The 20,144-nt window shown below is 27.9% G+C and carries 19 protein-coding genes; 1 reads left to right on the forward strand and 18 read right to left on the reverse strand.

Features of this window, described 5'->3' with window-relative positions; all coding sequences use genetic code 11:
• Nucleotides 1–1,854 carry a LysM peptidoglycan-binding domain-containing protein gene (locus AB0T67_RS05120; protein WP_369219423.1) on the forward strand — a complete coding sequence of 618 codons (1,854 nt, stop codon included), beginning with the start codon at nucleotides 1–3 and terminating at the stop codon, nucleotides 1,852–1,854.
• A 193-nt stretch (nucleotides 1,855–2,047) separates the two neighbouring features.
• On the opposite strand, the gene rfbB is transcribed toward AB0T67_RS05120, so the two are convergent.
• The 18 genes from rfbB to AB0T67_RS05210 form a co-directional block, all read right to left on the reverse strand.
• Nucleotides 2,048–3,067 (reverse strand): dTDP-glucose 4,6-dehydratase, encoded by a 1,020-nt coding sequence (gene rfbB, locus AB0T67_RS05125; protein ID WP_369219424.1) that lies wholly within the window; start codon nucleotides 3,065–3,067, stop codon nucleotides 2,048–2,050.
• Between the two features lie 54 nt (nucleotides 3,068–3,121).
• Nucleotides 3,122–3,682 carry a dTDP-4-dehydrorhamnose 3,5-epimerase gene (rfbC, locus tag AB0T67_RS05130; protein ID WP_369219425.1) on the reverse strand — a complete coding sequence of 187 codons (561 nt, stop codon included), beginning with the start codon at nucleotides 3,680–3,682 and terminating at the stop codon, nucleotides 3,122–3,124.
• A gap of 9 nt (nucleotides 3,683–3,691) precedes the next feature.
• Nucleotides 3,692–4,567, reverse strand: a complete 876-nt coding sequence (rfbA, locus tag AB0T67_RS05135; protein WP_369219426.1) for a glucose-1-phosphate thymidylyltransferase RfbA — start codon at nucleotides 4,565–4,567, stop codon at nucleotides 3,692–3,694.
• A 97-nt stretch (nucleotides 4,568–4,664) separates the two neighbouring features.
• A complete protein-coding gene (locus AB0T67_RS05140; protein WP_369220492.1) occupies nucleotides 4,665–5,801 on the reverse strand; it encodes a DegT/DnrJ/EryC1/StrS family aminotransferase in 1,137 nt (378 codons plus the stop codon).
• The gene (locus AB0T67_RS05145; protein WP_369219427.1) at nucleotides 5,791–6,414 is read right to left on the reverse strand and encodes an acetyltransferase; all 624 of its coding nucleotides are present in this window, start codon (nucleotides 6,412–6,414) and stop codon (nucleotides 5,791–5,793) included. The genes AB0T67_RS05140 and AB0T67_RS05145 overlap by 11 nt, the downstream gene beginning before the upstream one ends.
• A complete protein-coding gene (locus AB0T67_RS05150) occupies nucleotides 6,407–7,012 on the reverse strand; it encodes a sugar transferase (protein WP_369219428.1) in 606 nt (201 codons plus the stop codon). Before AB0T67_RS05150 ends, AB0T67_RS05145 begins: the two co-directional genes overlap by 8 nt.
• Before the next feature lie 2 nt (nucleotides 7,013–7,014).
• Nucleotides 7,015–8,157 carry a glycosyltransferase family 4 protein gene (locus tag AB0T67_RS05155; RefSeq protein ID WP_369219429.1) on the reverse strand — a complete coding sequence of 381 codons (1,143 nt, stop codon included), beginning with the start codon at nucleotides 8,155–8,157 and terminating at the stop codon, nucleotides 7,015–7,017.
• 41 nt (nucleotides 8,158–8,198) lie between these two features.
• Nucleotides 8,199–9,302 carry a hypothetical protein gene (locus tag AB0T67_RS05160; protein WP_369219430.1) on the reverse strand — a complete coding sequence of 368 codons (1,104 nt, stop codon included), beginning with the start codon at nucleotides 9,300–9,302 and terminating at the stop codon, nucleotides 8,199–8,201.
• Nucleotides 9,284–10,372 (reverse strand): glycosyltransferase, encoded by a 1,089-nt coding sequence (locus AB0T67_RS05165; protein ID WP_369219431.1) that lies wholly within the window; start codon nucleotides 10,370–10,372, stop codon nucleotides 9,284–9,286. Before AB0T67_RS05165 ends, AB0T67_RS05160 begins: the two co-directional genes overlap by 19 nt.
• Nucleotides 10,369–11,397: an EpsG family protein gene (locus AB0T67_RS05170; RefSeq protein ID WP_369219432.1), complete on the reverse strand. Its 1,029-nt coding sequence runs from the start codon at nucleotides 11,395–11,397 to the stop codon at nucleotides 10,369–10,371. The genes AB0T67_RS05165 and AB0T67_RS05170 overlap by 4 nt, the downstream gene beginning before the upstream one ends.
• Nucleotides 11,397–12,485 (reverse strand): glycosyltransferase family 4 protein, encoded by a 1,089-nt coding sequence (locus tag AB0T67_RS05175; protein WP_369219433.1) that lies wholly within the window; start codon nucleotides 12,483–12,485, stop codon nucleotides 11,397–11,399. Before AB0T67_RS05175 ends, AB0T67_RS05170 begins: the two co-directional genes overlap by 1 nt.
• Before the next feature lie 5 nt (nucleotides 12,486–12,490).
• Nucleotides 12,491–13,510, reverse strand: a complete 1,020-nt coding sequence (locus AB0T67_RS05180; protein WP_369219434.1) for a glycosyltransferase family protein — start codon at nucleotides 13,508–13,510, stop codon at nucleotides 12,491–12,493.
• Complete coding sequence (locus tag AB0T67_RS05185) at nucleotides 13,503–14,543, reverse strand: polysaccharide pyruvyl transferase family protein (protein ID WP_369219435.1); 1,041 nt, start codon at nucleotides 14,541–14,543, stop codon at nucleotides 13,503–13,505. The genes AB0T67_RS05180 and AB0T67_RS05185 overlap by 8 nt, the downstream gene beginning before the upstream one ends.
• Complete coding sequence (locus AB0T67_RS05190) at nucleotides 14,536–15,084, reverse strand: acyltransferase (protein WP_369219436.1); 549 nt, start codon at nucleotides 15,082–15,084, stop codon at nucleotides 14,536–14,538. Before AB0T67_RS05190 ends, AB0T67_RS05185 begins: the two co-directional genes overlap by 8 nt.
• Before the next feature lie 18 nt (nucleotides 15,085–15,102).
• A complete protein-coding gene (locus AB0T67_RS05195) occupies nucleotides 15,103–16,611 on the reverse strand; it encodes an MATE family efflux transporter (RefSeq protein WP_369219437.1) in 1,509 nt (502 codons plus the stop codon).
• Between the two features lie 39 nt (nucleotides 16,612–16,650).
• Nucleotides 16,651–17,766: a non-hydrolyzing UDP-N-acetylglucosamine 2-epimerase gene (gene wecB / locus AB0T67_RS05200; RefSeq protein ID WP_369219438.1), complete on the reverse strand. Its 1,116-nt coding sequence runs from the start codon at nucleotides 17,764–17,766 to the stop codon at nucleotides 16,651–16,653.
• A gap of 9 nt (nucleotides 17,767–17,775) precedes the next feature.
• The gene (locus AB0T67_RS05205; protein WP_369219439.1) at nucleotides 17,776–19,059 is read right to left on the reverse strand and encodes a nucleotide sugar dehydrogenase; all 1,284 of its coding nucleotides are present in this window, start codon (nucleotides 19,057–19,059) and stop codon (nucleotides 17,776–17,778) included.
• 7 nt (nucleotides 19,060–19,066) lie between these two features.
• Entirely contained in the window at nucleotides 19,067–20,056 is a 990-nt protein-coding gene (locus tag AB0T67_RS05210) for an SDR family oxidoreductase (RefSeq protein WP_369219440.1), read from the reverse strand.
• Nucleotides 20,057–20,144 lie beyond the last annotated feature (88 nt).

Raw genomic sequence — 20,144 nt, forward strand, 5'->3', positions numbered from 1 at the left:
ATGAAGAAGTTACAATTTTTACTTTTAATTTGCATTTTAACATTCACCGTTTCTTGCGGTCAGCAGAAAAGGTATATCTCTTATAAAGTTCAAAAAGGAGAAACAATGCGAGACATTGCAAACCGATTGAATATAAAGACTAGGGATTTATTACGTTTAAATCCTGATGTTGGCAGACGACCAAGTGCAAATACAGTAATTGTAATTCCAAATACTGAAACAAAAAAAGGAACTTCTTCATCTAATATAGCCAAAGAAAATGAGGTTATTACCGATAAATCTGAAGATAAAGTTTCGGAAAACACAAGTAATTCTATTGCTGTTGACAGTATTAAAACTGTTTTTAAACAAACCATTTATGAGTATAAAACTCATACAGTAAAAGCAGGTGAAACAGTATATCGAATTACAAAAGAATACAATGTTTCTAAGAATGACTTAATAAAATGGAATCCTAACTATCCAGGTATTCAAAAGAATATTCTAAATGTTGGAGAAGTTTTAAATGTAAATGCTATTGAAAAATCAATAACAATTGACAGAAAAGAAGTTTTAGAACAGTTTTTAACGCACACCGTAAAAAGTAAAGAAACCGTTTATAGTTTAACACGGTTTTATAATATTTCAAAAGAAGAATTAGTTCGTTTAAATCCTGAATATGCCGAAATAGCGAACAATCAATTATCAGTTGGTCAGTTATTAAAAATAAAATCAATTGGAGATGTAAATCCAAATGAAAACTATTCTTTTTATAAAGATCATATTGAGGAAAACACAAGTATTAACTTATCTATTTTACTTCCTTTTAAAGCAAAAGAATACACTGAAGCTAATGCTGTTGATATTTTCAGTAAAGAAAAAAATAGCTCGGCTAAATTAGCAAATATGGTTACTGACTTTTATTTAGGTTCAGAAATAGCTATCGATTCGATAAAAAAACAAGGTATCAATATAAATGTAAATCTTTTTGATACCGGAAATAGAGGTAAAAATATTACTTCAATATTAGCTGAAGAGAAATTAAAAGATACTGATGTTGTTATTGGTCCTTTTTATTCAGATAAAGCAGAAGTTATTGCGCGTAAAGTTAATGTTCCTGTAATATTCCCTCACTTTTCTAGTAGCCAAGACAAATTTTCAGCAACTAAACTAATTAAAACTGCTCCTGATAAAAAGAACTATACTGATTATTTAATTTCTCATTTAAAAGAAACTTATAATGGGCAACAAATTTTTGTAGTAGGTGATGGAGAACATGATTCTAATAGTAAAATATATAAAATTGTACCTCAATTAAAAAGTCATGATTCTATTAAAAAAATACATGTTCTAAAACCTACAAAAGGATATATTAAAAGATCATTATTTACTAGTAAAATGACTCCTAAAAAAGATAACTGGGTGATTATAACATCAAACGATAATGTAGCTATTGCTGATGTTTTAAATAGTATGATTGGTATTCCTGATAATGTAAAAGTGCATGTTTTTGCCGTAGAAAAACATAAATCGTACGATAAAATAGAAAATAATAAATTAGCAAGTGTTGATTTTACATATGTATCAGGTACTTTTACTGATGAATCTTCAAAAGATGTAATAACTTTCAATAAAAAATATTACAAAAAAAACAATACAATTCCTTCAGATTACGCTATTAAAGGTTTTGATATTACTTATGATGTTTTAATGAGATTAGCATCAGGAAATGAACTATTAGATACTTTTAATAAGGGGGTATCTCTTCGTTTAGAAAACAAATTTGATTATCAGAAAAGCTCAGGAAGTATGAGTAATAAAGGTTTATTTATTGTAAAATATAATAAAGATCTTAGCTTAACTAGACTGAAATAAACAATTTACATTATGTAATTAAGTTACATAAAAAAGCGCACATTTTAAATGTGCGCTTTTTTTATTGTTTTGTCTAGTTTTTAAAATAAAGTAAAAATCTCTAGCCCCGATTGAAGCATTTGTTTGAGCTCTTTTTTTGATTTTTCTTCAAAAAAAAGCGAGTGCGGAAAGCGGGAAATTGCTTCAAATAAAATTACAACTTCTTTTTTGCTATGTTTCCTAACCATTCTTGATTATGCAAATACCATTGAATTGTTTTTTGAATACCTTCTTCAAATTGTAAAGAAGGCTTCCAACCTAAGTCATTTTTAAGTTTTGATGAATCAATAGCATATCGATAATCATGTCCTGCCCTATCAGTAACGTATGTAATTAAATAATCAGAAGTACCTATTTCATTTTGCAGTGCAATATCTACTTCTTTAATTAATAGCTTAATTAAATCAATATTTTTCCATTCATTATCGCCACCAATATTATAAGTTTGACCTGTTTTTCCTTGATGAAAAATCACATCAATTGCGCTTGCATGATCTTCTACATATAACCAATCTCTAATATTTTCGCCTTTTCCGTAAACAGGTAACATTTTTTTATTGATGATGTTATCGATAAAAAGAGGAATTAACTTCTCTGGAAATTGATTTGGTCCATAATTATTAGAACAATTAGAAATTACAATTGGCAAACCATAAGTATCATAAAAAGCTCTTACAAAATGATCAGATGATGCTTTTGATGCAGAATAAGGCGAATGAGGATCGTAAGCTGTTTTTTCAGTAAAAAAACCTGTTTCTTTTAAACTTCCGTAAACCTCATCTGTAGAAATATGATAAAATAATTTGTCTTCAAAATTATTTTTCCAGCTATTTTTGGCATTTTCTAACAGGTTTAAAGTTCCAAAAACATTTGTTTTAACAAACGAAAATGGGTCTGAAATAGAACGGTCAACATGCGATTCCGCAGCCAAATGAATTACAGCATCTATATTATAATCTTCAAAAATATTTTTAACTAAAATTTCATCACAAATATCTCCTTTTATAAAAGTGTAGTTTAAATTATCTTCAACATCTGTTAAATTACCTAGATTTCCCGCATAGGTTAAAGCATCTAAATTAATAATTTGATATGTTGGATATTTATTCGAAAATAATCGAACAACATGTGAACCAATAAATCCTGCACCGCCTGTAATTAAAATACTTTTCATTAAAAGAATTGTTTTTAAGATAGATTTCAAATTTACAATTCTTAAAGTATTTAATTAAAAAGGCGAATCAAAGTTTTCAAATGTTCCTAAAATTTCATCTTTTGCTGATAAAATTATTTTTTCTTGCTCGATATTCCAATCGATATTAAGTGTTTTATCGTTCCATAAAATACCATCTTCATGCGAAGGTGCATATTTATTATCTACTTTATACGAAAAAATAGCTTCTTCGGATAAAACCACAAAACCATGCGCAAAACCTCTTGGAACAAATAATTGTTTTTTATTTTCTTCGGATAAAAAAACGCTAACGTGTTTACCGTAAGTAGCTGATTTTTTACGTAAATCGACTACAACATCTAATACTTTTCCTTTATTACATCGCACTAATTTTGCTTGTGCAAAAGGTGGATTTTGAAAATGTAAACCTCTTAAAACTCCAAAAGTAGATTTTGATTCGTTATCTTGAATAAAATTAGTCGTTTGTATATTTTCACCTATATTGGCATCAAATTTCTCTTGACTAAACGATTCATAAAAATAACCTCTTTCATCTTTAAAAATAGTTGGTTCAATAATAACCACATCAGCAATTTCTGTTTTAATAAACTTCATTTGACTATATTAATTATTTACTAAGTTTAATAAATACTGTCCGTAGCCATTCTTTTTTAACGGTTCAGCTAATTCACGTACTTTTTCTTTAGAAATATAGCCCATATATAAAGCGATTTCTTCCAAACAAGCTACTTTTAAACCTTGTCTTTTTTCGATGGTTTCAATAAATTGACTTGCCTCTAATAATGAATCGTGTGTACCTGTATCGAGCCAAGCAAAACCACGTCCCATAAGTTCAACTTTTAGTTGTTTATCTTCTAAATATTGTTGATTTACAGACGTTATTTCTAACTCACCTCTTTCTGAAGGAACTACTTTTTTTGCTATTTTGATAACATTATTCGGATAAAAATACAATCCAACAACTGCATAATTTGACTTCGGATTTTCAGGTTTTTCAATAATTGATATTGCGTTTCCATTATCATCAAAATCAACGACTCCGTAACGTTTTGCATCTTTTACATAATAACCGAAAATAGTTGCTTTTTTATCATTTTGAACATTATTGATTGCCGAAGCTAACATTTCTGGTAATCCGTGACCATAAAAAATATTATCGCCTAAAATTAAGGAAACATCATCATTTCCTATAAATTTTTCACCAATGATAAAAGCTTGTGCTAATCCATCTGGAGATGGTTGTTCAGCATAAGTTAACGTTATTCCTAAATCAGTTCCATCGCCTAATAATTTTTCAAAACTAGGTAAATCATTAGGTGTTGAAATAATAAGAATTTCTTTGATTCCCGCAAGCATCAAAACTGATAACGGATAATAAATCATCGGTTTATCGTACACAGGAAGTAATTGTTTTGATACTCCTTTTGTAATCGGATATAAGCGTGTTCCTGATCCGCCTGCTAAAATAATGCCTTTCATTTTTTTATGATAATATCGTCTAATTTATAAAAAATAAGCTCAAGAATTACCTTGAGCTTATTTTTTATATACTTTATTATTAAATCTTTTTTAGTAATTATTTTTTCAATAATTTATGTACAGCTTCTTGAATTCTGTTTCTATCATCAGCTGTTAAATTTGAACCTGAAGGCAAACATAATCCATCATTAAATAATTTTTCAGATACATCAGTTCCATAATAATCAGTACTTTCAAAAACTGGTTGCAAATGCATTGGCTTCCATAAAGGGCGAGATTCTATATTATCTTCTAATAAACTTAATCTCAAATCTTCTCTAGAAAATCCTGTGATATTTTCATCAACAATAATAGCACTTAACCAATGATTTGAATAATAATCTTGCGTTGGTTCTTTAAATACAGTTATCCCATCAACATTTTTAAATAACTCTTGATAAAATTCATTGTTAGCTCTTCGATAACCAATGTGTTTATCTAAAACTTCCATTTGTCCTCTACCAATACCTGCAACAACGTTACTCATTCTGTAGTTATACCCTACTTCTGAATGTTGGTAATGCGCTGCATCATCTCTTGATTGCGTTGCTAAAAAAACAGCTTTTTGTTTATCTTTTTCTGATTTACAAACTAAAGCACCACCTCCTGATGTTGTAATAATTTTATTTCCATTAAATGATAATATTCCAAAATCCCCAAAAGTTCCACATTTTTGACCTTTATAAGTAGCACCTAATGCTTCTGCGGCATCTTCTATTAAAGAAATATCATATTTTTTTGAAATAGCAGAAATTTCATCCATTTTTGCAGGCATTCCATATAAATGAACTACAATAATAGCTTTTGGTTTTTTACCTTTTGATATTCCTTTTTCAATAGCTTCTTCTAGTGCTATCGGACACATATTCCAAGTATCTTTTTCACTATCGATAAAAACAGGATTTGCACCTTGATATTTTATAGGATTTGCCGATGCTGAAAATGTCATACTCTGACAAATAACATCGTCATTTAAACCAACCTCTGATAATACTAAAGCTAAATGTATTGCTGAAGTACCAGATACTAAACAAGCAACACTTGAATTTTCACCGATATAATTTTCTAAATCTTTTTCAAATCCGTTTACATTTGGCCCAAGTGGTGCTATCCAATTTGTATCAAATGCTTCTTGCACGTATTTTTGTTCTGTTCCTCCCATATGTGGAGAAGAAAGCCAAATTTTATCCATTATTTTTTTCTTTATATTTTATAATCCTACCTGGATTCCCAACAACAACTGCATAATCAGGAATATCTTTAATAACCACAGTTCCTGCACCAATAGTAGCCCATTTCCCTATTTTAACACCAGGTATTACAATAGCTCCTGCTCCAATATGAGTTCCTTCTTTAATTAAGACAGCTCCTGTTATTGTTGCGTTTGGTGATACATGAACATAGTTTTCAATAATACAATCATGTTCTATAATTGAAGCTGTATTAATAATACAGTGTTTTCCTATTTTAACATCAGCATTAATAACTGCTGATGGCATTACGACAGTACCTTCTGCTATTTTTGCTGATTTTGAAATAATAGCTGTTTTATCAATTAAACTTGAAAAGTTAACATTTAATTTATTTGCTATTTTTTTTCTAATTTCATTATTTCCTATTGATATAATAAAATTTTCTGTGTCAACTGATTTTATTTCTGCTGATTTTATAACCGAAATATTATGTAACACTTCCAATTTTGGATTATCATCAACAAAAGTAAGTACTTCAATAGTATTATTGATAGCAATATCTTTAATTACCTTTCCATGTCCACTCGCTCCAAACAAACAAATTCTTTTATTCATTACCTAAAAACTTTGTTGTTGTAGCTTCTCCTTCTTTACTAATTCCTTCTGATTTAAATACCTTAAAAAAAGTTTTAAAAAATATTTTTACATCTGAAATAAAAGAAAGGTTATCAACATACTGAACATCATATTCAAATTTATTCTTCCAACTAATTGCATTACGCCCATTTATTTGTGCTAAACCTGTTATACCTGGTCTTACATTGTGTCTTCTCTTCTGCTCGTTATTATACAATAACAAATATTCTATTAATAAAGGTCTTGGGCCTATTAAACTCATATCCCCTTTTAAAACATTTAATAATTGTGGAAGTTCATCTAATGATGTTTTACGAACAAAATTACCAACTTTTGTTAACCTAAGTTCATCTGATAATAAGCTCCCTTCAACATCTTTTTTATCATTCATGGTTTTAAACTTAATAACCTTAAATATTTTTTCTTTTTTACCAGGTCTTTGTTGAAAGAAAAAAGGTTTTCCGTTGTTGTAAATGCTCAATAAAATTAACACAATTATAAATATTGGACTTAGTAAAACTAACGCCACTAAAGCAATTAGAAAGTCGAAAATACGTTTAATATAGTTTTTATACATTATTAAAGGGTTTTATATTCATTTAACAATGCATCCCAAACAACTTTTTGTTCGAAGCGATTTGTTATCATTTCTCTTGCATTTAATTTCATATCTGAATTTAGCATCATTTTTAGCATTGCATCATATAAAGCATCTACATTTTTAACAGGAATAATAAATCCATTTTTATTTTCTTCAATTATTTCATTACAGCCATTTATATTTGATACAATACTCGGCAATTCCATAGCTCCTGCCTGCATAACTACGTTAGGAAATCCTTCTCTATAACTAGGAAAAGTTAGACAATTTGCTATCGAAAAATAAGGACGTACATCTTTCTGATAACCTACTGCAATAATATTAGTATCTTCATCTATAACTTTTATAGTTTTTTCATCTAAAGGATCTAATTCTCTTTCTTCCGACCCTACTAATAGTAATTTAACTGATTTACTTGTATTATCTTTTATTTGCTGAAAAGCCTCAACCAACTCATTAATTCCTTTATCACTTACTAACCTACCAACAAATATAAAAACAAAATCTTGTTGTTTAATCCCTAATGATTCTTTTAATTCTGTTTTGGTAATTTCACTTACTTGCTTAGTACTAAAGTCTTCTATATTAATTCCATTCGAAGAACCATTTGCTATTACCTTCAATTTATTTTTTGAAGTAAATTTTTGTTCTAAAATAAAATCATATAAGCCTTTAGAATTAGGATATATTTTGGTAGCACAAGCATAAGTTAATTTTTCTACAGCATTTAATAAGTATCGTTTTTTACCTGTGGCTTCCATTAAGGGTAACCCTGCAATAGTGTGTAAACGATGTGGTACGCATGCTAATTTTGCAGCCATCATACCAATAGTTCCTGCTTTCGGAGTATGACTATGTACAATTTCTGGTTTTTCTTTTTTCAAAAACAAATACATTTTCCATAATGATTTTAAATCTTGTAAAGGTGTTATTTTACGAGACATTTCTATAGCTTGCACTCGTATTTGTTCTTCGTTAGCTACTTGTTCTAATCGTTTGCCTTTAGAAGAAACCCCAACCACTTCAAAACCTTGTTCAGACATAAAACGGTGTTGCCCCTTTAGTAATCTACTTAAAGATTGAGGTACTGTAGTTATGCGTATTATTTTTGGTTTTTTCATTTATTATTAGTTCCGTTTTAAGGTTTTATTTATCTTTTTAATTAGTCATACAATAGCTTAATATTCATCAACTGAATATTAGTTGTATTTAATTTATTATTACCAACATCAATCTTTATTTTTAAATTTGCAGGCAACGAGTTTTTGAATACATGTATAGGATTTTTACAATTATTAGAGTTGAAATTTTTAATAAAAACATCCCCATGTATATTTGTATTTTTCATATTATGAAATGCAACTGATCGTTTAGAAAAACTATCAGAAAAATTCTCGATATAAAAATTTGCCCTATTATCTTCAAGATTTAAATTTCCTAACACAAATAACATCCCAACATTTTTGTTATTAAATGTATATAAATTATGAATTTTTATATTATTTAAATTTTCATTATTTGCATTAGGCTCAAAGTCAATTCCAGCTTGTGGATTAGTTCCATTTGTATTAGCTATTGTTAAATTAGAGATAGATAGCCCATCTACACTAATTATAGAGATTCCATTTCTTCTATTTTCATCAATAAGACCATAATTAATTGAAATATTCTTATTTATTTTATCACCTATTTGCCCTAAGTAGATTCCGTCACCCCAACACTTTTTAATTTGAGGATTAATTATTTCTATGTTACTTGATGATTTGATAGAAATACCCATTCCCCACTCTCCTTTTACATTCAAGTGTTCGTATCTATCACCAACTAATTTAGGTGAAAAAATATAAACGTTTGTTTTATTATTTACACGAAGCATTTCGTAATTAGTTTTTAAAGAGGGCTTTAAAATTAATTTAGATTTTCGTTTAAAAACCATTTTTTGATTATCTCTTAAAGACAATCCTTTATCATTTATTAAAACAGGAAAATTAGGCATTAAAATATTCAAATTTTCATCAATAGCCTGTTGTAAATACTTGGTATAGTCTACGCTTGCATCTTTAATATAATTAGCAGGAAGGTAATCCGTAACATCAGTGTATTCTGTGTTTTTTAATAAAGCTCTACATTCTTTTCCTTCTTTAAAATCTTTAATAAAAACAGGAATACCATCTACTTTTTTATAATGAAACCCTTGACTATGTACACAAGAGTTTAAACTCAAAAAAAGTATAAAAACAAGAAATTTTAGTTTTTTACTATACATGATTTGTAAATTTTAATGTAATTATCTACCATTTCTTTTATTGAATAATCTTGTGCTCTCAAATAGCACTTATCGGCTATTTCATTATAATTATTTTCATTCATTAAAAACTGTATTTTTTTAGATAGTTCTTTTTCATTACCTACTTCAAATAATAAACCACTATTTTTAACAATTTCTTTAACACCTGAAACATTACTTGCAATGACAGGTTTTCCGGCTGCCATTCCTTCTACCACAACCAAACCAAAACCCTCATAGACAGAAGATAATACATCAACATCCGCATAATTCATTAATTCAGGAATATCATATCGATTTCCTAAGAATTTTACACGATCTATTAAATCTAATTCTTTTGCAAGCATTTCATTTTCTTTCCTTAAATGTCCATCACCAACCAATAATAGTTTAACTTTTTTAGGTAATAATTGTAGCGATTTAATCAATGTTTTTTGATCTTTTTGCTCTCTGAAACTAGAAACCTGAATTAACACAAAATCTTCTTTTGAAAAAAAATCATACGTTAATGCTTTTTGTTTTACTTGTTGATTATTGAAATCCTCCAATACAATCCCATTAGTAATAACAGATAATTTTTCTGAAGTTCCTATATGTTCTTCTAAATTTCTAAATGTTCCTTCTGATATACAACCAATTTTTGATAATTTTGCATAAATGAATTTATCTATTAACTTAAAAATAATATTATTTCTTCGTTTATTGTTTGTACTGTGTTCTGTATAAACGATAGATATTTTAGAAAAACTTATTAACTTAGCTAACACTACCCAATATAATGTAGGGAATAAATGTGCATGTATTACGTCATATTTTTTTAAAAAAGGAATAATTTTAAAAATTAATAATGGATTATATAATGAGCCTTTTGTTAAGCTAGTTACTTTTATACTTTTACTTTGTAATTTTTCTCTAAATTTAGTTTGAGAATCTTTTAACAACAATACATCAATAATTTCTACCTGTTTAGAATAGACAGGTACACTATCAACCATCAATTTTTCTGCTCCTCCTGTCTCAAGACTATTTATTATTTGTAGTATTCTCATAATATATTAAAACTAAAAATTTCACTTAATAATTCATCTACTGAAACCTTAGTAAACCCTTCAATTGCTCCTTTAAAAAATAGAGATGAATTTACAAAGATTAGTAATAATACAAATAACAAATCTTGCATTTTTGCCCTATACATAATTGCTAAATAAAAAAATGGAATAAAAGTACCTATCAAACGTCCACCTATACCCGAGGTAAAGTAAGAAGTAAGGTAAATAACCAATCCTGACAAAGCAAAAATATAATAAAATTCTTGTACTCTATTTTCTTGTTTTTTAGATTTTACAAAAAGAAGATACAAGAAAATAACTCCATACATTAAAAATGCACCTCCGCCCACACTAATCTCTCCATTTAATTGTGCTTTTGTTCCTAAATATTTAGCAACCTGAGCAATCAAAATATTTATGATTAAAAATACAATAGTAAATGTAAATACCCTTAAATAAACGTTTTTAAATTTTAAATAATTTAACAAAAACCAGTCTAATATAATAACAGCAAGTATTATAAAAAAAGAAGCGTGAATTAAGGCTAAACATGTAAATAAAACGATTAGTTTTTTATGTGTTAAATGCTCTTTAAATAATAAGATATACCAAAATAAAAAAGCAACACCAATACCTTGTCTAAAAGTAACTAACTGCATAGCAAATGCCTGTACATTAAAAAACAGAAATATCAGAAAAACAAGAAAAAAGAAAATATTTTCAGTGTTTTTATAAAGAAAAATGAACACAGAAAAACAAACAAAAAACACAAATATTTGCACCGTTAATTCAGGATCCTCTAAAAAGATTAACCATTTATTAAAATACAGCCACAAAGGTTCTCTAAAAAACAAAACAATCCAACCACCTAATTGCTTGTATGTATCAATTAAGCCTTCTGAATCTGTTGCATAATCAAGATAATTATCTCTGTCAGCAAATAAAGAGAAAGGTAACGCGGATAGCCATAGTGCATAAAGAATAGCAAAAAAACAAGGAATAATATTTTTTAAAATTTTATTCATTAATTTATCAAATCAACCCATTTATTAATAATATTTTCCTCTGAAAAATTAGCGACATCTAGTTTTGCTTGTGTACTCATTTGCTTTCTTAATACTTGATTATTCATTAACTCCTTTAATTTATTTATAAAAGAATCTTCATTATCATCAGGTATTAAAAATCCGTTATGACTATCATTAATTACCTCTGAAGGTCCTGTTAAACAATCATAAGCAATAAGTGGTAATCCATAAGATTGCCCTTCAAGTAATGTCATAGGTAGTCCTTCAAAACGAGAGGTCATAGCTAAAAATGATGCGTTTTGATAATATTCTTTTATCTTAGGTGTATTAGCTACCATCTCTACTACATCTTCAACATCTAAATCTTTAATTTGTTTTTCTAAAGCTTCTTTATTTTCCCCACTACCTATAATCTGAAGTTTCCAACCTGTTATATCTTGTGTTTCTTTCAATTTTGAAACAATAGTTATTAACTTATCAAAACCTTTTTGGTAACTTAAACGACCTATCGCGATTACATTTTTACTATCACAAGCATATCTTTTGTTAGAAACTTCAAAAGGTGATGCATTTGATATAGATAATATTTGTGCTTTTACATTGAATTTATCTTGCCATAAGGCTACGTCTCTTTGTGTTAAAGTAACGATAGTATTTGCATATTTACTTGCTAACATCCTACACCAAACTCTTAATTTCTTATCCAATGTAACCGAAGCGTTAAAATGCTCCCAAACAACATATTGTGTTTTTTTTCTTCTAAATGTAAGTAGCAATGTAGGGAAAGTAAATAATACAGACATTGCTTCTACACTAACCAAAGTAGTTATTTTATTTTTCACTAAAAACCTACTTAAACAATAAATATAACGTATAAATGAAAATAATTTATTTGTACCTGTTTCTTGAATAATAAAATTAATTTTATCACTATATTCATAAGCAATATCTTCTACCTTTCCTTTAGTAGAAAACAAATACACATCATATCCTCTTTCAGCCAAACCACTCGCAACAATATAAGTAGTACGCTCTGTACCACCTCTTGCTTCTACATTTGATATGGTAAATAGTATTTTCTTCATAAATTCTAACTCAATATTTCTTTAATTTTATTCTTAATTTCCTTCTTGTAAAGCAAATCAGAATAATAATTATTAAAACATTTTTCCACTTCTATAAAATAATCATTAAAGTCTATTTTAGTGTTAGTCTCAAAATCTATTATTTTTCTAACCCAACTATCTATTTCTTTATTATTATCTAATTTTATCACATATTCTTCCATATTAATATGTTGATTAAAGTCATAAATAACATCGGTAAAAATAGGAATAAGACCTGTCGCTAAATATGAATTCATCTTTGTTGGAGTCGCAACATTATTAATAACATCATCTTTCCTTATTAAAAAACCATATTTATATTTTGACAATTCTTTATCTAAATCCTCTAACAAAACATAATTAATAGTACAATTTTTAATATTGTATTTTTTTATCAGCTCTAATGCTATCTCCTTTTCTTTGGTTAAAAGTGTTAAAGTAGCATTAGGTATCTCTTTTTCAATTTGACTATATATCTGTAAGGTTTCTTCAATACATTGCCATTTAGATAGACTACCTGCATAAACAAAACTTGGCTTATCGTACCTACCTAAAATATTAAAGTATTCTTTTATCAATGATTTATTATAACAGGGCATTACGACACTTTTATTTGCCAACTTAAGCCTATATTTATTCTCGTAATGCTTTAACATTGCATCTGACACCATAATATTCAATTTAGAAAAACTTAATGACAATATTTCTAAACAATTAAATATATAATAATAAAAAATATTTCTTCTATTTAGATATGCTTCCTCTGGAAACACTCCCTGAAACCAATTCATTTGTTTCATAAAAGGAAATCTTTTTTTCACTCTAAAAAATGGTAGAGTTTCAATTGTAAGAGCAACATCAGCACCTTTAACATCCAAAATATTTTCAACTCTAGTTACAGAACAGCCTAGTTCCACAAAAGACTCCTCAATAAGTGAAACATAATAATTAGTTGCATCATTCAAACTACCTTTTGGTAAATAAAAAACAATATTTTTATTCATTTATTTCTCTTTTAAAGATTTCTAACATATCGTTTGCTCTGTTAGATAATTTTTCTATGGATTTTGAATAATCAACACTATAATCCAATTTACTTAATAATTTATCTAAATTTTCTTCTTCAAATGGTTGTTCCCATAAATTTAATTCAGGAATATCATTAACCAATCCGTTAATTTTAGACTCAACCTCTACACATATTACTGGTTTTGATAATAATGTTCCTATAATTGCTCCATGATATCGTGCTGAAACAAAAACATCAAATTGATTTAATTTAACAATAAAATCATCTATACTGTGCAAATTGGGGTTCCAAATCAAAGTATCATCATATTTAAAATGTTCCATACAAAATCGATCTTTCAAAGAAGAAAAAATAATAAATTGAACATCAAAATCCTCTCTATCTTTCAGTCGTTTAATTTTATCTAAATATGCTCTACCTTCATCTGTCCAATTCCAATCTCTAACAATAACACCTATTTTCTTTTTTTTATTTTCAGGAGTTACCATTTTTATAGGAAGTTGAAAATATTTTGAAAAAACTACATCGGCTCCATAAGTTACGTCTATCCCCCATTTTTGGGCATATTGAAATGATATTTCATCTCTTACACCAATAAAATGAGCATTGCTTAATGCTTTTTTAGTCTTTCTTTCAATATAACTATCTGAAAAAGGACCTAAACCTATACCTAAATAATAAGCAGGAGTTATTTTTTCCTCATTATAAATAACATCTTTAACAATTCTTTTTAAAGATAAAACAAATCCTTTATATGAAAATAAATTTACATTAGAGAAAGAAAAAAATTGCGTTCCTCCACCATAAACAAGTAAACCATCATCCAGTTTGTTCTTCATATAAGTATAATACTCTAAAATACTTTCAGGATACTCTGCATTCAGACCCTGAAAATCTACATTAGAATCAAGTTCTTGATTAAAAAAACCCTCAAAAACTTTCATTAATAAATCATCTCCAAAGTTTTCTTCTCCGTATGCACCTTTTATATTAATTATATTATTCATAATTTGGTTGTACTGTCTTTAATTCTTTTTTTAACTTCATATAAATCAAACCCTGTTCTTTTAAAGAATAATATTCTTCTTCATCTCTTTTCTTTATAATTTGACAAGGATTTCCTACAACTATTGATAATGCGGGTATTTTACCAGAAACAACAGTACCTGCACCAATAATACAACCTTCACCTATTATTGAACCTGGTGTAATAATAACATTACCACCTATCCAAACATTTTCTCCAATAATAACCTTCCTATATTCAAAATTTTCATCATAGGGAATACTTTTAGGTTTTTTAAAATTATGATTAGCAGAATGAATAATAATATTTGGTCCTATAATTGTTCCATTTTTGATTTCAATACCACCAAGACCATTAATAGATGCATTTGGTCCTATATAAATATAGGATCCTATTTTTATTTTATCTGAAAAAATAAATAATGTATCCAAACTGATATCATTAAACTCACCATAACTCTTTAGTGTTTTTAATGTTTTTCTGAATTTGTATTTTTTTAACATATTAAACATACCCATCATCTTTATTCTTTTTCAATTTTAATTATTTGTGATTTTTTTTTGAAATTTCATTATTAATGGCTTTATTTTTGAAATTTCATTTTTATCAAATAATATTAATAAACACGCTGATGCTATACTGATTAAAGATAAAAAACACATTAATAGAAGCCTTAAAAAACTACTATCAAATTGACGTAAGCATAACTGAGTTATTATACCTGAAAACATTATCACCATAAAAACAGGAAAAATAACAGTTTTTACATATTCATAAAAACTAATTACATCATTGACTTTTGATAAAATATATACCCTAGTAAACATCGATATAAATGAAAACACAATTATACTGTAGAAAAGTGAATCAGCTGAAAAATCAAAGTAAAATAATATATAAGCAATTATAATAGGTAAAATATTGAGTGTAGAAACTACAATTTGATATACTTTAATTTTACCTGTAGCCTGAACACCCGAAGCTATAATTCCACCAAAAGAATCTAACAATAAATTCAACAATAATAACTTTGAAAAAACAACAGCACCTTCAGGCACATTTTTCAACCAAAGTGATATAACATATTCCATTTCCATAAATAATGGTAAAACAACAACAAAAAGCAACACAAAAGATAATTTAGAACCAAAAAACATCAATTTTTTATAATATTCATCTTCACCACTAGCATGTGCTTTTACTATTGGAGGATATAATGCTACCTGAAAATTATTAACTATACCTTTAATAGCATTAGAAACTTGCATTGAAATTGCGTAAGAAGCATTTATAATTGTTCCAAAAAATATATTTAAAATAACTGCTGAACCTTGATTTTTTGCTATGGCTGATACGTTACCATATACATTCCAACTAGCATAACTTAATATTTCTTTAAATTTATCAGAATTCCAATAAGAGTAAAAATAATTAATTTTAATATTTCTAAAACAGTAGTAAACAATAATAACGTTTGTTATTAAACTTACCAATAATAATAATAGTGAATATGATAATAATAAATCAAAAGTTATGTATGATAATAGTAAAGCTACTGCTAACTTAAGTAAAACTTGAAACGTTGTAACAAAAGAATATACTTTCATCTTTTCATGAGAAAAAATTAAAGCATTAAAAGGAACGATTAGTATATTAATAAAAAAAGACACATTCGATATAATAAATATTTTTTTTGCAACATCTAATCTTTCTACAGGTATTGATAACTTATTTTCAATAAACCAAAAACCCACTACAAAAAGAACGAGAGACATTAAAGTAGCTAATAATACATGTATTTTAAAAACAATAGAAAAAACCTGATTTAGACTAATATTACTTTTCTTACCTATTTCATAAGACATAAAACGCTGTATAGCACTTGACATTGAAGCACTTAAAAAACTGAACATCATAACAAAACCAGCAACTAGATTATACAAACCATAATCTGAAGCACCAAGTAAATCAAGAACTATACGAGAGATATAAAGAGAAATAGGAACTGTTATTACCATTCTTATAAATAAGAATAACACATTAGTCACTATCACTTTATTTTTAACTAAATTACTCAATATAGATATCTATTTATTATTAATAAATTCAACAATTCTTTTACATGCCTTACCATCACCATATGGGTTATGCAATGCACTCATCATTTTATATCTCACAGCATCAGTCAATAACAATTGGCATTCACTTACTATTTTATTTTTATCTGTTCCTACTAATATTACAGTACCTGCATCTACAGCTTCTGGACGCTCTGTTGTATCTCTCATTACTAAAACAGGTTTTCCTAAACTAGGTGCTTCTTCTTGTACTCCCCCACTATCAGTAATAATTAGATACGATTGATTCATTAACCATACAAAAGCAGGATATGCCAATGGTGAAATTAAATGAATATTATCAATCTCCCCAAGAAGCTCATAAACAGGCTTCTGTACATTCGGATTTAAATGGACAGGATAAATAATTTGCACATCTTTATTGTTTATTGCTATTTCTTTTAGTGCTTGACAAATATTAATAAATCCTTGCCCATGATTTTCTCGTCTATGACCTGTTACTAAAATTAGTTTTTTATTACTATCTATAGTGTTTTTTAATTTAGTAATTTCATCATCCTTTATATTATTCACCCTCTCAATACTTGTCATTAAAGCATCTATAACCGTGTTACCTGTAACAAGGATAGAAGTATCTTTAACTGACTCTCTTAATAGATTTTTTTGAGATTGTTCTGTTGGTGCAAAATGATAATCAGCTATTCGTCCCGTTACTTGACGATTTACTTCTTCAGGGAAAGGCGAATGCTTATCAAATGTTCTCAATCCAGCTTCAACATGACAAATTTTTGCTCCACTATAAAAACCAGCTATTGATGTGGCCATAGTAGTAGTAGTATCTCCATGTACATAAATATAATCCGGCTGATACTCGTCTAATATGGGTTTTAATCCTGTTATAATATCAGCTGTAAGAGTATATAAATTCTGATTAGGCTTCATTAAATCTAAATCATAATCAGGTGCAATTTCAAAAAAATCTAACACTTGATCGAGCATTTCTCTATGTTGTGCAGTAACACAAACTCTCGTTTCAAAATTATTACTATTCTTAAATTCTTTAACTAAAGGAGCCATTTTTATTGCCTCAGGTCTAGTTCCGAATATTATTAAATTTTTTTTCATATTACTAATTTATAACCTATTATCACTATGTCCTAAAATACCTTTTACATCATAAACTACAGACTGCTCTTCTTTCAATAATCTTAAATCTAAGTCTTTAAATTCATTATGTGCAACACCTAAAACAATAGCACTAAACTGTTTTTTAGGTAATTCTTGTGTACTTTCTATTGCGTATTCATGCTTCACTTCTGCCGGATTAGCCCAAGGATCGTAGGTGGTTACTTTCATTCCGTAATCTTCTAAGGCTAAAATCACATCAATAATTTTAGTATTACGAACATCAGGGCAATTTTCTTTAAATGTAACTCCTAGCATTAATACTTCTGCTTTATTTACAGGAATATCTTTTTTAATCATGGTTTTAACAACCTGCTCGGCTACATATTTACCCATAGAATCATTTAACCTTCTTCCTGCTAAAATAATTTCTGGATGATAGCCAAATTCTTGTGCTTTTTGTGCCAAATAATAAGGGTCAACACCAATACAATGCCCGCCAACTAAACCTGGTTTAAAAGGTAAAAAATTCCATTTTGTACCAGCCGCTTCTAAAACTGCATGTGTATCAATATCCATTAAATTGAATATTTTTGCCAATTCATTTACAAAAGCGATATTAATATCTCTTTGTGAATTTTCAATTACTTTTGCCGCTTCGGCAACTTTAATGGTTGGTGCTAAGTGTGTACCAGCAGTAATTACCGATTTATAAATTCCATCAACTACTACTCCTATTTCTGGTGTAGAACCTGAAGTTACTTTTAATATTTTTTCAACAGTATGTTCTTTATCTCCTGGATTAATTCTTTCTGGAGAATATCCAGCATAAAAATCTTCATTAAATTTCATTCCCGAAACTCTTTCTAATACAGGAATACATTCTTCTTCTGTTGCTCCAGGGTAAACAGTAGATTCATAAATAACAATATCTCCTTTTTTCAAAACCTTACCTATTGTTTCACTAGCCTTTACTAAAGGTGTTAAAATAGGACGATTGTTTTTATCTACAGGTGTTGGAACTGTTACTACGTATATATTTGCATCTTTAAGATCTTGTGTATTTGCAGAACATAATAACCCGTTATTATTTTGCTTAAATGGATTTTCTTTTATCAATACAGATTGCAATAATTCATCAGATACCTCTAAAGTATCATCATGTCCATTATTTAAATCAGAAACTCTTGCTTCATTAATATCAAAACCAACTACAGGATACTTTGTAGCAAATAATCTTGCTAATGGTAATCCTACATATCCTAAACCTATAACTGCAATTTTTTTAATCATCTTTTAACTATTTTTCTAAATTTTCCCAATACCAAGAAACAGCCTCCTTTAATCCTTTTGTGAATTCATGTGTTGGCTTATACCCTAAATTTTTCTTTGCTTTTTCAATAGATGCTAATGAATGAGGAATATCTCCTAATCTGTTAGGACCATGTGTAATTTCAACATCGCCTATTTTAGCATCATATTCCGAAAGATATTCTTTCAATAAATTAACCATTTCTTTGATAGTTGTTCTATCTCCAACAGCAGTATTATAAACAGTATTTATAGCAACTTCAGAATCAGCAAGCATTGCTCTTTCATTCATTTGAATTACATTATCGATATATGTAAAATCTCTTGAATATGTTCCATCTCCATTAATAATAGGGCTTTCATAATTCATCAACTGAATTACAAATTTAGGAATTACCGCTGCATAAGCTCCGTTTGGATTTTGTTTTCTTCCAAAAACATTAAAATATCGTAAACCAATACATTCTAAACCATACATTTTACCAAAAACATCTGCATATAATTCGTTTACATATTTTGTAATAGCGTAAGGTGATAATGGTTTCCCTATAACATCTTCTACTTTTGGTAAAGATTCAGAATCTCCATAAGTAGATGAACTTGCTGCATATACAAAACGCTTTACACTTGCATCTCTTGCTGCAACTAACATATTTAAAAACCCTGAAGTATTAACATCATTAGTTGTAACTGGGTCTTCAATAGAGCGAGGAACTGAACCTAGAGCTGCTTGATGTAAAACATAATCTTTGTTTTCACAGGCTTTTTTGCACGTTTCTAAATCTCTAATATCTCCTTCTATTAAATTAAAATCAGGATTATTAAAAAAAGGTTCAATATTATGATGATACCCCGTTGAAAAATTATCCAACACTGTAACCTTGTACTTTTTTTCTAAAAAATAGGCTACTAAATTAGAACCTATAAAACCTGCTCCACCTGTTATTAATACATTTTTAGATTTTTTTTCTTTTGTCATTTTTTATATGTCACTCTACCTTATATATAGTAAAGAAATTTTTATAGTGTTTAATTAAATTATTAAGAAGCTAATGTAAAATACTTTT

Source organism: Tenacibaculum salmonis (genome assembly GCF_041053065.1).
GTDB classification, from domain to species: Bacteria; Bacteroidota; Bacteroidia; order Flavobacteriales; family Flavobacteriaceae; genus Polaribacter; species Polaribacter pacificus_A.